Source organism: Streptomyces pyxinae (genome assembly GCF_024756275.1).
GTDB lineage: Bacteria > Actinomycetota > Actinomycetes > Streptomycetales > Streptomycetaceae > Streptomyces > Streptomyces pyxinae.
Genome location: NZ_JANUGQ010000024.1, coordinates 41,756 through 56,541, shown reverse-complemented (window position 1 = coordinate 56,541; position 14,786 = coordinate 41,756). Strand labels below are relative to the sequence as shown.

Annotated in this window: 11 protein-coding genes and 1 tRNA gene; 8 read left to right on the top strand and 4 right to left on the bottom strand. The window is 74.5% G+C overall.

Features of this window, described 5'->3' with window-relative positions; translation table 11 throughout:
- Nucleotides 1-4 precede the first annotated feature (4 nt).
- On the bottom strand, nt 5-1,630 hold the full coding sequence (locus tag NX801_RS23710; RefSeq protein ID WP_258789907.1) for a WS/DGAT/MGAT family O-acyltransferase: 1,626 nt from the start codon (nt 1,628-1,630) through the stop codon (nt 5-7).
- A 208-nt stretch (nt 1,631-1,838) separates the two neighbouring features.
- Here NX801_RS23710 and NX801_RS23705 point away from each other — a divergent pair, with 208 nt between their 5' ends.
- From NX801_RS23705 to NX801_RS23690, 4 genes are all read left to right on the top strand, one after another.
- Entirely contained in the window at nt 1,839-3,995 is a 2,157-nt protein-coding gene (locus tag NX801_RS23705; protein WP_258789906.1) for an MMPL family transporter, read from the top strand.
- A gap of 124 nt (nt 3,996-4,119) precedes the next feature.
- On the top strand, nt 4,120-5,187 hold the full coding sequence (locus NX801_RS23700) for a 3-oxoacyl-ACP synthase III family protein (protein ID WP_258789905.1): 1,068 nt from the start codon (nt 4,120-4,122) through the stop codon (nt 5,185-5,187).
- Nucleotides 5,188-5,421: 234 nt separating this feature from the next.
- Entirely contained in the window at nt 5,422-5,676 is a 255-nt protein-coding gene (locus NX801_RS23695) for an acyl carrier protein (protein ID WP_258789904.1), read from the top strand.
- On the top strand, nt 5,676-6,911 hold the full coding sequence (locus NX801_RS23690) for a beta-ketoacyl-[acyl-carrier-protein] synthase family protein (RefSeq protein ID WP_258789903.1): 1,236 nt from the start codon (nt 5,676-5,678) through the stop codon (nt 6,909-6,911). Before NX801_RS23695 ends, NX801_RS23690 begins: the two co-directional genes overlap by 1 nt.
- Before the next feature lie 160 nt (nt 6,912-7,071).
- Here the strand turns inward: NX801_RS23690 and NX801_RS23685 are convergent, their stop codons facing one another.
- Nucleotides 7,072-7,575: a MarR family winged helix-turn-helix transcriptional regulator gene (locus NX801_RS23685; protein WP_258789902.1), complete on the bottom strand. Its 504-nt coding sequence runs from the start codon at nt 7,573-7,575 to the stop codon at nt 7,072-7,074.
- 81 nt (nt 7,576-7,656) lie between these two features.
- Between NX801_RS23685 and NX801_RS23680 the strand changes: the two genes are divergently transcribed.
- Nucleotides 7,657-8,025, top strand: coding sequence for a VOC family protein (locus NX801_RS23680; protein ID WP_258789901.1), 369 nt, complete (start codon nt 7,657-7,659; stop codon nt 8,023-8,025).
- Nucleotides 8,026-8,339: 314 nt separating this feature from the next.
- Here the strand turns inward: NX801_RS23680 and NX801_RS23675 are convergent, their stop codons facing one another.
- Nucleotides 8,340-8,543, bottom strand: coding sequence for a DUF5708 family protein (locus NX801_RS23675; protein WP_258789900.1), 204 nt, complete (start codon nt 8,541-8,543; stop codon nt 8,340-8,342).
- Between the two features lie 1,100 nt (nt 8,544-9,643).
- Nucleotides 9,644-9,716: transfer RNA gene (locus NX801_RS23670), tRNA-Arg, on the bottom strand.
- 342 nt (nt 9,717-10,058) lie between these two features.
- Between NX801_RS23670 and NX801_RS23665 the strand changes: the two genes are divergently transcribed.
- The 3 genes from NX801_RS23665 to NX801_RS23655 all read left to right on the top strand — a co-directional run bounded on the left by NX801_RS23665 (nt 10,059) and on the right by NX801_RS23655 (nt 14,432).
- Nucleotides 10,059-11,648 (top strand): dynamin family protein, encoded by a 1,590-nt coding sequence (locus NX801_RS23665; protein WP_428986212.1) that lies wholly within the window; start codon nt 10,059-10,061, stop codon nt 11,646-11,648.
- Nucleotides 11,649-11,707: 59 nt separating this feature from the next.
- Entirely contained in the window at nt 11,708-13,765 is a 2,058-nt protein-coding gene (locus tag NX801_RS23660; protein WP_258789945.1) for a GTPase, read from the top strand.
- A gap of 148 nt (nt 13,766-13,913) precedes the next feature.
- Complete coding sequence (locus tag NX801_RS23655; RefSeq protein WP_258789898.1) at nt 13,914-14,432, top strand: single-stranded DNA-binding protein; 519 nt, start codon at nt 13,914-13,916, stop codon at nt 14,430-14,432.
- Nucleotides 14,433-14,786 lie beyond the last annotated feature (354 nt).

The window sequence follows — 14,786 nt, the reverse complement described above, 5'->3', positions numbered from 1 at the left end:
CTCCTCACAGAGCGGAAGAATCGGAAGAATCGGAAGACGCAGAAGACGCGGGCGAGGTGGCGGAAGAAGTGGAAGAGTCCGAGAAACCCGAAGAGCCGGCGGAACTCGAAGCGCCGGCGGAACTCGAAGAGACCGAAGAGACGGAAGAACTCGAACAGCCGGAAAAGTCCGGGGCTCCCGAAAAACCTGGAGAGCCGGAAGAGTCCGAAGAGCCGCAGGCGCCGGGCGAAGCGGAATGATCACCACAGCCGCACGCCTCCCACGACCCGGAGCCGGAGCCGGAGCCGGAGCCGGAGCCGGCGCCAGCGCCGGACCCGGGAGCGGAGCCGGAGCCGGGAGCGGAGCCGGGGGCGGGTGCCACGACCGAGGCGTGCAGTTCCCGCAGCGCCCCGGTGAGCAGACCGGGCAGCTGGTCCGTCCCGGCGACCGAGGCGCGGACGACCGTGTGCACCCCGACGACCGAGGACTGCGGAACGACGGCGAACATCGCGTGGTGGCGAGCCAGCCGCGGCGGCAGCACCAGCAGCTCGCCGCCGCCCAGCAGGGCCGGATCGATCAGGGTGGACACCACCGTCACGGTGATCCGGGGCCGCTCGGCGGACACCGTCACCCCGGCCAGCAGCCTGGCGAGCGGCCCGCGCAGACCGAGGAGCATGGCCAGTGCCTCGCGGATGCGGCTCAGCCGGGACGGGTCGGTCTGCTCCATGATCCGGCGCAGTCGCCCGGTCGGTGAAGGCCGTTGGCAGGGCAGGACGAGGGGAACCGCGCCGACCCGGCTGCCCAGGGTCGTGTCGTCTCCCGGACCGCGCAGATCCAGGGTGAGATAGGCGGGCATGCCCTGGTCCGTCCGGCAGCCGGCGGCCAGGTGCCAGGCGCGCAGTGCCCCGCAGATGACGGCCAGGCTGATCTGCGCGGTGGTGGCCCCGGTGCGACGGGTGATGTCGTCGTACAGCGACCGGTCCAGGGCGGCCGGGGTGAACTGCCACTCCTCGTCGGTCCCCCGGGCGTACGGAAGGCCACGGCTGGGGCTCGGGGCGAGCATCGCGGGCACCATCCGCAAGGCGGTGCCCAACGCCCGTGCCCGGGGGCGGGGCGCCCGGGGGCGGGGCGTCGCGGGAGGTGGCAGAGGGCGGCCGCCCAGCAGGGCGCGCCACATCTTCGCGATCCCCACCCCGTCCTGGAGGACATGGGCGACACGGTAGATGAGCAGGTGCTCGTCGGCGCGATGGCCGGTGACGATCTGGAAGCTCCACGGCGGGCTGCCCGCCGGCCACGGCCGGTCCGCCGCGTACAGCAGAGCCTCCTCGGCGGTGCGCCCGGGTGGACAGTGGACCTCTTCCACGTGGTCCCGGAGGACCGGCTCTCCGCACGGCGCGAAATACCGCCGCCCGCCGTGGCCGGCGGGCCGGTAGCCGAGCGAGGGAACCCGGTCCGCCACTCCCGCCAGCAGGGCCCGGATGTCGTCGGCGCCGGGCGCGGCCCCGGACTGGCGCAGAGCGAACGCGATGTTCCAGTCGGAGTTCCGGGGAGAGCTGCGCGTCTGGAGGGCCACGTGATAGTCGCCCATGGTGAAGGACAGGGCCCGGTTCGACGCCGCGTCCGGGGCGCCGTGGCGCGTCCGTGTGAACATGCCCACTTACCTCCGCACCTGTGGAGTGATTGCTGTGCAACTATGTCGCACATCAAAGAGGTATGCCCCTTTTTCGATTGAGTGGCGCTCTTGCGAGGTTTTGTGGGATGGGTGGACTAAAAGGATCATTTCATCTGCACGCTGATCATTCACTGCATTTCATTACCTATTGCATTTGATTACTCACCGCGCGAAGGAGACCGAGGCCATGGCCGGGTTGCGGACCCATAAGGGCAGGACCTGGGTGATGGTGTGGACCCTCCTCGTGCTGGCGGCCTCTCTGGCAATCGCCGTCGGCCACCGCCAGCTGCGAGGCATCGCCCCCGAGGCGGAGGGGACTTCGTCCGCTCACGCGGCCGGGCTGATCGCGCGCGGCTTTCCCGAGTTCGGCACCGAGCAACTGGTCCTCGCCTTCGACTCCCGGACCCTGCGCTCCGGCGACGCGCTCTATCTCGGGGCCGTCGGCGCCGCGGTGACCGCGGTGACCGCCGAGCCCGGCGTCGGGAAGGAGCTCCCGGTCACCGCGCCCCCCGGCATCGATCCGCGGCACGCCTACGCGTTCGTGGGCGTCCAGGGCGACACCGACGCCCGGCAGCGGCTTCTGCCCCGCTGGCGCGCCGCGGCCGAACGCGCCGCGGCCGCGGCCTCGGGCGGCCGGGTCTCGGTCGCGATGACCGGCCTCACCCCGGTCTTCGCCGAGCTGCACCGCTCGGACATGCGCGATCTGCGGCGCCTGGAGCTGGTGACCGTCCCGCTCGCGGTGCTGCTGCTGGTGCTCGGGCTGCGCTCGGTCGCGGGCGCCCTGGTGGTGGTGGCGGCGGCCGGCATGAGCGTCCTGCTCAGCTCCGGAGTGCTCAGTGCCCTCGCCCTGGCGGTGCCGGTGGACAGTGTGGTGCTGACGGTCTCCACGACGGTCGGCTTCGGTCTCGGTCTCGACTACGCCCTGCTGCTTCTGCTCCGGTACCGCGACTTCCGCGCGCGGGGGCTGGACCCCCGGGAGGCCGCCGCACACGCCCGGGCGAGCGCCGGACGCGCGGTGCTGTGGTGCGCGGGAGCGTTGGTGGTCGCCGCGGCGGCCCTGTGCACCGTGCCGCTGGCGCTGGTCCGGACGATCGGGCTGGCCGCCGCCCTCACCACGGTGACGACCACCGCCACGACCGCCGTCGCACTGCCCGCCCTGCTGCCCCGGCTCGACCGGCTGCTGATCCGGGGCGGCAGGCCGGACGCCCGGCGAGGGCGGCCCGGCTCGGACCGCTGGGAGCGCTGGGCGCGCCACCTGGTGCGCCGGCCCTGGCCGTACCTCCTCGCGACCCTCGTCGTGCTGGCCCTCGCCATCGCCCCGATCGGTGGCTTCCGGCTGGGCCTGACCGTGGACCGTACGGCGATCGAGCACAGCGCCGCCGGGGCCGGTCTCGACCAGCTGGAGCGGGACGGACTGGCCAACGCGACGCTGCTGGCCCTGCCGCACCCGGCCGACGAGGGCGCGGTGGACACCGACGCCCTCGTCACCTGGCTCCAGGGCGATCCGCGGATCATCACCGCCGTCGCCCTGGACAACGGCACCGACCTGACCCTGGTGCTCATCGGTGACCGGGTGCCGGTGGACAGCGCCGGCTCCGTCCGACTGCTGCGCGAGGTCCGGTCGGTGGCGGCGCGAACGCTCCCGCCGGGACAGCCCCTGTACGTCACCGGCCAGACCGCCACGCTGAACGACTTCGACATCGCGCTGCGCGCCGCCCTCCGGCAGGTCGCCGCGGTCTGCGCCGGCGCCTGCTTCCTGCTGATGCTGGTGGCGTTCCGCAGCCTGCTGATCCCGGTCAAGGCGCTGCTCATGAACGGGCTCGCCACGGCCGCGGCCTTCGGCGTGCTCGCCTGGTACACCGGCCGCACGGGCGAACCCGTGAACACCGCCATCCCGGTGCTCGCTCTGACGATCGTGTTCGGACTCTCCCTGGACTACGAGGTCTTCCTCGTCCACCGCATCACCGCCCACCACCGCGCGGGCGCCGAGTGCGGCACGGCCATCGTGCGGGGACTCAGCGAGACCGCCCGCCCGATCACCCTCGCGGCGCTCACCATGGCGACCGTCTTCGCCGGGCTCCTGACGACCCATCGTCAGGACTTCCGGCAGATGGGCCTCCTGGTGACCGTGGCGGTGCTGCTGGACGCCACGCTGATCCGCATGGTGCTGGTGCCGACCCTGATACGGCTCCTCGGCCCGCTCAACTGGTGGCTGCCGCGCCCCCTGCGACGGCTGCTGCCGCTGTCCGCGCCCCGCGTGCTGCCCCCGCAGCGCACCGCCGCCCCGCCCGGAGGCCGGCCCCCGGCCGCCCCCGTGGCGCACCGCCAAGGAGAGACCCCGTGAACCCCACCGTCGCCCGTCCGCTCCGCCCGCCCCGAGCGGCGGCACCGAGACGATCCAGGGGGCGATCCGCCGGACGGCCTGCCGCGTTCCCCCGTCCCGGCCTCCGGACCGGGAGGCGCTCCCGGTGACCCCGCATCCGCCCGCCGTCGCGCCCGCCCTCCGGTGCGCCGCCGTCCGCCAGGTCGCCGTCGAGGTGCCGGCCGGCCGGCAGACCGCCGAGGAGGTCGAGGAGGACGTACGCCGCCGCAACCCCGGCATCCGGCTGATGCCCGGCGTCCTGCGGCAGACGTACGGCCTGGAGGAGCGCCGCGTCGCACCGGCCGGCACCCTGCCCTCCGACCTGGCGGCGACGGCCGCCCGGAGCGCCCTCGACCAGGCGGGTCTGGGCCCCGGCGCCGTCGATCTGCTGATCTTCGCCTCGGCCTCCGAGGACATGGAGGAGCCGGCCACCGCCCATGTCGTGGCGGACAAACTCGGCGTCACCGCCCCGGTCTTCGATGTGAAGAACGCCTGCAACGGGCTGCTCAACGCCCTGGAGATCGCCAACTCCTTCATCGGTGCGGGTCGTTACAGCCGCGTGCTGGTGACCACCGGGGAGCGGAGCAGCCTGCTCTCCCGGCTTCCGGTGCGGGACCGCGACGAACTCGCCCTGATGATGCCCGTCTTCACCCGCGGAGACCTCGGTGCCGCCCTGCTGGTCGAGGAGTCCGGCCGGCCCGGTCTGCTCGGCGGGAGTTTCGTCGCCAACTCCGCCGGCTGGCGGTCCGTTACGGCCGTCAACCCCTACATCTCCCTCGACCTCGGTGGCACCGCGCGCGCCGTCCGGTTCGACTCCCAGGCCCTGGCCGACTCGTTCGCCGGCATGGAGCGGCACGGGCTCGACGCCCTGCACGCCCTGGGGCACAAGTCCGGGGACCTCGATCTCGTCTGCGTCCACCAGCCGTCCGTCCCGTTCACCCGCACCACCCTCGACGCGCTCGGCGTGGAGCAGGACAAGGTGGTGCCGGTCTTCCCCCGGTACGGCGATGTCGCCACGGCCGCCCTGCCGCTTCAGCTCGCCGAGGCCCGCCGTCTCGGCCGGCTCCGCCCCGGCGACCTGGTCGCCCTCTTCGGTCTCGCCGGCGGCGCCTCCGCAGGAATGCTGCTCCTGGAGTGGGACCCGGACTCCGTACCCGCCGGCCCGCCGCTCTGACCGACCCCGCCCGGCACACCGTACGCGTCCCCCCACCGCCGCCCGACGGGCGCACCGCGCCGCAAGGACCGCGGAGCCACCGAGCACTGAGTACCGGGGAGCCACCGAGCACCGAGTACCGGGAAGCCACCGCGCACCGAGTACCGGGGAGCCACCGCACCGCAAGACCGGGGAGCCACCGTATGTGACACGGAAGAGCTCACCGCACCGCAAGAACCGAGGAAAGGCCCGTTCATGCACGCCGCCGACACCTACGCCACCATCCGTACCGCCCTGATCACCGATTTTCGCGTCCCCGAGGACGAGGTGACCCCGGACGCCACCCTGGAACAGCTGGAGCTGGACTCCCTCGCGCTGGCGGAGTTCGCACTGATCCTGGAGGAGCGGCTCGGTGTGAAGATCGACAGCGAGCACGCCGTCCGGACCACCACCCTCGCCGAGATCACCGACCACCTGGACCGGCTGCGCACCGCCGCGGTGGCGTCCTGATGGCTCGGGCCACGTCACCGGTGGCCGTCACCGGGCTCGGTCTGTTCACCCCGGCCGGCGACAGCGCCGAGACCACGTGGGCGACGGTCTGCGCCGGGCGCTCGCAGGCCGCTCCGGACCCCCGGCTCGCCGGTCTGCCGGTGGACTTCTCCTGCCGGGTCCCGGTCCCGGAGGAGGAGGTGGACCGCCGCGTCGGGCGCAAGTCCTGGCGCATGGGCCGGGCCGAGAAGTTCGCGGTCCTCGCCGCCCGGGAAGCCGTACGCGACGCGGGGCTGGACCCGAAGTCCTGGGACGGGGCCCGGGTGGCCACGATCATCGGCTGCGGCATGGGCGGGGGGGAGAAGTGGGAGGAGCAGCAGGCGCGGCTCCAGGAGCGCGGCCCGGACATGGTCTCACCGCTCCTCATCCCCCTGATCATCCCGAACCTGGTGTCGGGCGGGGTCTCCATCGACCTGGGCGCCCGCGGGGTGAGTCTGACGCCCGCCAGCGCCTGCGCCTCCGGGGCCACCGCGATCGCCGTGGCCCGCGACCTGCTCGCCGCCGATCTCTGCGACATCGCGGTGACCGGGGGAGCCGAGGCGGCCCTCGGCCGGCTGAGCACCGTCGGCTTCTGGCGGATGGGCGCACTGTCCGAGCGGGCCGACGACATCGGCGGGGCGTCGCGGCCCTTCGCCGCCGACCGGGACGGCTTCGTGATGGCCGAAGGCGCCGGGGTGCTCGTCCTGGAACGCGTCGCCGACGCCACCGCGCGCGGCGCCCGGCCCCGCGCCCTGCTCGCCGGCTGCGGCAGCACCTCCGACGCCTTCCACCCCACCTCCCCGCCGGAAGGGGCGCAGGGGGCGGAGGCGGCGCTGCGGGCGGCGCTGGCCGAGGCCGGGCTCTCGCCGTACGACGTCGACCACGTCAACGCCCACGGCACCTCCACTCCGCTCAACGACGCCACCGAGGCCGGGCTCATCGCCCGCGTCCTGCCGCACCGCCCCAGCGTCACCGGCCCCAAGGGAGTCCTCGGGCACACCCTCGGGGCGGCCGGCGCCATCGAGGCCGCCCTCACCGTGCTGACGATCCAGCACCGGCGCGTCCCGCCCATCGCCAACCTCCAGGCCCCGGCGCCCGCATTCGACATCGACTGCGTCACCAAACAGCCACGCCGCCAGGACGTACGCACCGCCGTCAGCCACTCCTTCGGCTTCGGCGGCCACAACGTCGTCCTCGCCCTGACCGCCTGGCCGTAGCCGCAGCGGCCGGCACAGCATCATGTACACGAGTCACCTCTCGTCCGGGCGTGGTCCCGGACGAGAGCCGGCCCGCCCCGGACCTCCACCGGGTGGTGCGCCGCGCCGGAGGGCGGCCGGGCCCCCGCGCGCACGGGCGAACCGGCGGGGCGGGCGGTGATCAGGTCCCGGGCTCGCCGAGAGCACCGGCGTGGTCGGGGTGGTCGTCGTGCAGGGCCCGCGTGACGCGGCCGAGGTCCGTCAGGAGTGCTTCCAGCCGGCCGGCGGGGAGGGCGGACACCATACGGGCCTCGACGGCGTACACGTCTCTCTGGGCGGCGCGCAGACGGCGGCGGCCCTCGTCGGTGAGGGTCGTGGGGCGGGCACGGCCGGTGGCGACCGTGTCGGGGCGGCTGAGCAGCCCCGCGCTCTGGAGCCCGCGCAGAACGACGTTCATGGACTGGCGGGTGACGAAGGTGGCGCGCGCGAGTTCCGCGTTCGACAGCCCGGGGCGGGCCGCGAGGACTTCCAGGCAGGAGTACTGCGGCACGGTCAGGGCGTGTTCGCGCAGTACCGCGTCCATGGCGCCGCGCAGGGCGGCGTGTGCCTGCTTGAGCCGGTAGCCCACGTGCTCGAAGACGTCCTGGGCGGGGTGGGGCGGTTCCGCGCGCGGAACCTCGTGCATGTCCATTCTTTGACATCTATCAGGGCGCCCGCCTACTGTCGAATATGTCAAGGTTCTGACATTGAACTGAGGAGGACACCCATGTCCGCTGGCATCGACGGCCCCGACTTCATAGCCCTGCAGGTCCGCGAGGTGGCGGCCGCCGCCGAGTTCTTCGAGCGGCACCTCGGTCTGAAGCGCGCCCCCGCGAGCCCGCCCGGAGCGATCGTCTTCGACACCAGGCCCTGCCCCTTCGCGGTGCGCGAGCCGCTGCCCGGCACCGACCTCGACGCCGGCCGCCCCGGCCTCGGCGTCGCCCTGTGGTTCTCCACCCCCGACGCCCAGGCCCTGCACGGGCGGCTGACCGAGGCTGGTGTCGAGATCCTCACCCCGATCACCGACAGCCCCTTCGGCCCGGTGTTCTCCTTCGCCGGTCCCGAGGGCTACGTCCTGACCGTCCACGGAGCCTGAACCGCGACCGCCGCCTCCGTCACCCCCGGGCCCCGTTCTCGCCGGCCGCCGCCACCCGCCGGAGGCACGGGTGAGGGCGCGGGCGCACGGCGGCGGCGGAGGGGGGTGGCGATGGGCGCGTGTCCTCGCGGGGTTACCCGGGCACGCGGCCGAGGAGCGTGAAGGGCTTGGGGCGCCAGAGGGCCATTTCACTGTGTCGACGTGGCCTTCCGCCATGTGCCCCACCCAGTCCGGGGCGTGATCCTGGGGAGTTCGGCGCGCCGGCCGTGTGAGTCAATGGCTCGTCACATGCGCGGCCGGCGCGGCAGCCCCGTTCAGGGGCCGGCCCTTCCGTTCCGGGCGCTCACCGTCCGGTACACGCCGTAGAGGATTTCTGCGCCGCCGATGGCCATCAGCACCACACCCACCTTCGTGAGTGTGAAGACGGGGATGTGGACATCCGCGGCGCAGAGGCGGAGGGCGAGCCCGATGGCGAACGCGGCAGCGCCTTCGGCGAAGTGCTTGGCGGGGGGAGCCACGGTGATCGATCTCCTCGAACTCGGTGCGGATGTGTCGGGCCGGTTCGCCAAACGCTGGTCAGGCTAGGCCCGGGGCGGGACGGTCGGCCTCCGCCCACCGGAGGAGCCGGTACCACATACATCGATGGACCCGGGCGTGCGGCGTCTCCTCCTCGCGCGGATGGGGGACGTTCGCGAAGGTGCGGTGCGCAGCGGGAGTCGGCGCCGCCCGGGCACCCGGGAGGGAGGGGCGACCCTGTCGCGCGCCGCGCGTGGCATGCCGCGGGCCTGGTGGTGCCGCGTCGTCAGGCCGCCCTTCCAGTCGCCCTCTCCGGGAGGGCCGGGCAGGCCCACCGCACCGCGTCCGAGGCGGCCCGGTCGCCGGCCCGGGAGCCGAGGGCCGTGGCATCACCGTGAACGTCGTCGCGTCCAGTCCGACCGACACCGGCACGGCCGCGACGCTCCCGAGGCCCGCCGCGAGACGATCCTGGCGGCCTTTCCGGTGTGCTGACCGATGGTCGGGCTCCGTGTTTGCCGGAATGACGGTGCCCCCGTCGTCGCGCTCGCCTGCGGCGCGCGAAGGTGGCGCTTGGCCCACACCCGGTGCGCGAGGCGTTCGCGGGACATGTGCGGGCGGCTGCTCACCGACGCCCTGCTCGCCCCCCCCGGCGGACTACGAGCAGCCTCACGCCCTCCGCGCGCTCCCCGTGGCCGTGCCGGTCCGGCCACGGGTCGGCAGGTCGTTCCGGGCCGTCTGGGCCTGCGGGTGCCTCCGGTGCCCACCCGGCCCCTGGTGGACGGCGGCACGGCCGGAATCCACGAGCCCAGCGCCGGCGCTGCTTCGCGCGTCCGACCGATGATCACGTCCGCGGCGCCCCGGCATGCCACGGCTCGGCGCGCGGTGTCGAGACCCTGCCGGCCCGCGGTGGCGCCGCGACTCACGCATGCGGCGGCCGGGGGCCGGTGCGGTCGCGCCGGCCCGGGCGCGGGCCTGACGACCGCCGGCGGCCGCCGCTTTCGGCCGGGCGGTTCGAGCCGTCCGCGGCCCCCTCGGTGGCCGCCGGCCGGAAATCGTCCTCGGCAAGCGGAAAGACCCTCCCGAAGGAGGGTCCTGGCCTGTGCGCCCCCGGCAGGACTCGAACCTGCGGCCAAGCGCTTAGAAGGCGCCTGCTCTATCCACTGAGCTACGGGGGCCGGTGGTGGCCGGTGGGGCCGGGCGGCCCGGTGGGGGGCCGTGACATCGCCGGGGTCAAGGATAGGGCTCCGCTCGCCTTGGCCCGGTCGCTTCACCTCCGTGGCACGATGTGGAGGTTCGGTGAAGCGGAACGATAATCGCAGGCAGGTGCGATTTATGCAGCGCTTTTCGCCTCTCCCGGGCCGGGTGTTGTGCACTCGTTATGCCCGGGGCCGTCTCGTCCCGGCCGGCTCCCCTGTCCTCGGCGCCCGTTCTGCGCGCATGAGGGGATATCGGCGCGCAGAGACGTCCATACGCTTCAAAAAAATAAGAAATTTGGGCATTCTTCGCATGTGGTGACCTTGGACGTACGGCCTCAGCTCATCGACGCACTCTCCGCCCTGCGCGACCGTGTCGCCGCCGTGCGTCTGCCCCTCCCCTTGCCCGGCGCGCCGCGCGCGCGGCAGACCCGGGCCGAACTGCTCGCCCAGCTCGACAACTATCTGGTGCCCCGGCTCAAGGACCCCGAGGCGCCGCTGCTCGTCGTCGTCGGCGGCTCCACCGGAGCCGGGAAGTCCACGCTGGTCAACTCCCTTGTCGGCAGGCGGGTCAGCGAGGCCGGGGTGCTGCGGCCCACCACCCGGACCCCGGTCCTGGTCTGCCACCCCGAGGACCACCCCTGGTTCGCGGACATGCGGGTGCTGCCCCAGCTCACCCGGGTCCGGCCGGCCGAGGCCCCCGAGGACCCGGCCCCCGGGGCCTGGGAACGGACGCTGCGCGTCGAGACCGCCGACACCCTGCCGCGCGGGCTCGCGCTGCTCGACGCGCCCGACATCGACTCCCTCGTGGTGGACAGCCGCGACCTGGCCGCCGAACTGATCTGCGCGGCCGACGTCTGGGTGATGGTCACCACCGCGTCCCGGTACGCCGACGCGGTGCCCTGGCATCTGCTCCGTACCGCCAAGGAGTACGACGCCACGCTGGTCACCGTGCTCGACCGGGTGCCGCACCAGGTGCTCACCGAGGTCTCCCGGCAGTACGAGGCGCTGCTGGTGCGGGCCGGGCTCGGCGCCGTACCCCGCTTCACCGTCCCGGAGCTGCCCGAGTCGGCGGGCGGCGGCAGCGGGCTGCTGCCCGACTCCGCCGTGGTCGCGCTGCGCACCTGGCTGGCGCACCGGGCGCAGGATCCGGCCGCCCGGCAGCAGGCCGTCTCCCGCACCGCGCGCGGCGTCATCGACTCGCTCGGCGCCCGGCTGCCCGGCCTGGCCTCCGCCGTCGCCGCGCAGTACGCCGCCGCCGTCCGGCTCACCGGCGCCGTCGACCAGGCGTACGCCGCCGAGGGCGACCGGGTCCGCCAGGAACTGCGGCGCGGCGCGGTCCTCGCGGGCGACGCGCGCACCCGCTGGCGCTGCTGGCCCCGCGACTGCACGGCGAGCGAACTGCTGGACGCCCTCGCGGAGTCGCTGGCCGCCCTGCTCCAGTGCGCGGTCGCCGCCGCCGACGAACGGGTCCGGGAGGTCTGGCTGCGCGAACCGGCGGCCGGCGGGGTCCGCGACGGGCTGCCGAGCGGCCCCGACCCGGAGTCCGCCGAGCGGATCGGGATGGCCGTACGGCGCTGGCGGCGGGTCCTGGAGGAGCTGGCCGACGACGAGACGCACCGCACCGAGCGCACCCCGGCACCCGACACCGACACGGTGGCGGCCCTGCTCGCGGCCGCGCTGCTCGGCGGGCGCCGCACCCGGAGCGCGGGGGAGCGGCTCGCCGAACTGCTCGGCGCCCAGAGCGCGCTGCGGCTGCGGGACCGGGGCACCGAGCTGGTCGCCGGCTATCTGGACCGGATCCTGCGGGAGGAGCGGCAGCGCCGCCTCGCCCCTCTCCAGAGGCTGGACATCGCCCCCGACCCCCAGGCCGAACTGATCGCCGCGCTGTCCGTACTGCAGAAGGAGAGGTGACCCGGGTGAGCACCGTGGAGGGACGCTGGGACGACGGCCTGATCGCCCGTCGGGTGGGCATGGAACCGCCCCTTCCGGATCTGGTCGGGCCGCTTGAGGAACCCCATGTGCCGATCGGCGGCTCCTACGGGGGCGGGTTGCGCCACCGGCTGGACGCCCTGCGCGAGCTGCTCGGCCTCTCGACCGCCCGGCTCGACGCGGCCACGCTCGACGAGGCGGGACGGGTGCTGGACGAGGCGGCGGCCCGGCAGCGGCTCTCCGCTCGGCACACCGTGGTCGCCATCGCCGGCGCCACCGGCAGCGGCAAGTCGTCCCTGATCAACGCGCTGGCCGGGGTGCCCGTCTCGGAGACCGGGCTGCGCCGCCCCACCACCGCCGCCCCGATCGCCTGCGTCTGGTCCGAGGGGGCCGCCGGACTGCTCGACCGCCTCGCCATCCCCGGCCGGCTGCGCCGGCTGCCGCTGGCCGGCGGCGCGGGCGACGAGGCGCTCCAGGGCCTGGTCCTGGTGGACCTGCCGGACCACGACTCGGCGGTGACCAGCCACCGGGACCAGGTCGACCGGGTGCTGGCCCTGGTGGACGCGGTGATCTGGGTGGTGGACCCGGAGAAGTACGCGGACGCCGCGCTGCACGAGCGCTACCTCCGCCCGCTGGCCGGTCACGCCGAGGTGACCTTCGTGGTGCTGAACCAGATCGACCGGCTGCCCGGGGACGCCGCCCTCCAGGTCCTGGACGACCTGCGGCGGCTGCTGGACGAGGACGGCATGGCGCTGGGCGAGCACGGGGAGCCCGGCGCCACGGTCCTCGCCGTCTCCGCCCTCACGGGCGAGGGGGTGGCCGAACTCAAGGATCTGCTCGGGACGTTCGTGCAGTCCAGGACCGCCGCCGCCCGCCGGCTGTCGGCCGATGTGGACGCGGCCGCGGCCCGGCTCCGCCCGGTGTACGTCGCCGACGGCCACCCGGGCCTGGACGAGCGGGCCCGCGCCGACTTCGCCGCCCGGCTGGCCGTCGCGGTCGGCGCCACGGCCGCCGGCGAGGCCGCCGAGCGGGAGTGGCGGCGGAACGCCAACCGGGCCTGCGGGACGCCATGGCTGCGGCTGTGGCGCTGGTACGAGCGGATGCGTACCCCCGGCGCCACGGCGGCCCCGCGTCCGCCCGCCCCGGCCGAGGACGAACTGACGGCCCGGCAGCGGGTCGAGCAGGCGGTGCGGATCGTCGCCGACGAGGCCGCGCACGGACTGCCCGCCCCCTGGGCCCAGGCCGTCCGCGAGGCGGCGGTCCGGGGCGCGCACGGGCTGCCGGAGGCCCTGGACCGGCTGGCGACCGCCCCGGAGGCCGCGCCCGAGGAGGACGGACGGCCGGAGCGGGGCGGACGGGCGGACGGCCGGCGGGACCGGGGGCCCGTCAAGGAGAGCCGGGGCGGCAAGAGGGGTAAGGCGAGCAAGGGCGGCAAAGGCGGCAAGGGGGGCCGGGGAGGCAGGCGGCGCGAGCGGGACGCACGGGACGCACGGGACGCGGAGGACGCCGGGCGAGGGCTGCTCCCCGGGCGGCGGAGGGGCTCCGGTCGGGGCTCCGTCGCGGGCCCGGGCCAGAATTCCGGCGCGCGCGGTGGGAAGGGCTCCGGAAAAGGGACGGGGACGGCCTCCGGGAAGGGTGCAGGGGCGGGGCGGCGCCGGGCCAAGGCGCGTCCGCTGCGGCCCGCCTGGTGGCCGGCGGCGGTGCTGGCCCAGGCGTCGATGACCCTGCTCCAGCTCTATGGCGCGCTGTGGCTGGCCGGTCAGGTCGCTGGAGTGCTCGAACCGGCGCTGCTGCCCCCGGTGTTCATCATGCTGGCCGGCATCGTGGGCGGGCCGCTGGTGGAGTGGGCCTGCGCGGTCGCGGCCCGGGGCCCGGCGCGCCGGTACGGGCAGGAGACCGAGCGGCGGCTGCGGGAGGCGGCCGGTGCCTGCGGGCGCGCCATGGTGCTGGATCCGGTGGCGGGCGAGCTGATGCGGTACCGCGAGGTACGCGAGCAGTACGCCACGGTGGCCGGGGCCCGGGGCCGCACGGCGGTCGGCACGGGCCGCGCGCCCGGGACGGGGCCGGGCCTGCGGAGGCCGTTCCATCCGATGCGGTGAACCCGTCCGGGTGGCGGAGTTGTCCACAGTCGGGGAGCTGTCCACAGGCCCGAGCGGGCTCCGGCGATCCGGTCCAGCATGAGTCGTGTCAGCGGTCGGCGTGGGACCGGCCGGGCACGGGACGGACGCGGGACGGAAGGGGTGCACCATGAACGACACCATGGTGACGCTGGTGGGCAATGTGGCGACCGGGGTGGACTACCGGGAGACGGCGACCGGCGGAGTGGCCAGGTTCCGGCTCGCGGTGACCGCGCGCCGCTGGGACCGGGAGCGGTCGGCATGGGCGGACGGGCCCACGAGCTTCTACACGGTCAACGCCTGGCGGAATCTCGGGATGAATCTCACCGCCTCCGTCTCGGTAGGGGATCCCCTGGTGGTGCGGGGGCGGTTGAAGGTGCGCGAGGAGGGCCGGGACGGTCAGCGCAGGACCTTCGTGGACGTCGACGCGACGGCGGTCGGCCATGACCTGGCCCGGGGTACGGCGGCCTTCCGCAGGGTGGCGAGGGGCGAGGCCCGGCCGCGCCCGACCGGCCCGGCACCGGACGGCGTGGGGAGCCCGGGCGGGCCGGACACCGGGACCGAGGCCGACGGCACCCACGGCACGGATGGCACGGGCGGTGCGAGCGGCACGGGCGGTGCCGCCCGGGTGGCCGAGCTGGTCGGCTGACAAACCGCGCGGCCCTCCTCGGAGTCCGCCCGGAGTCCGCCCGGAGTCCGCGGGGAGGCTGCCCGGAGGACGCCCCGAGGGCTCGTGAAGGTCTCGCGCCCCCGGATGCCCTCTGCCGCCGCGCCCCGTGCGGGGTCATGGTCCGTCGCGTGCTCGGTGGCACAGGGCGACGGCGATGGGCGGCACCAGCCGGGAACAGGACCTGACCTGCTTGTTTGATGAGTCAACAAGTGACGTAACGTCAACTAAACGTTGCCGAAAGCACTGAAAGGAGTGGTCTCGATAACGATTGCGATTCGGAATGGTTGTTGGGGCGTCTCGCGGGGGACTCTGCATGGCCGTCTCTCTAGGATT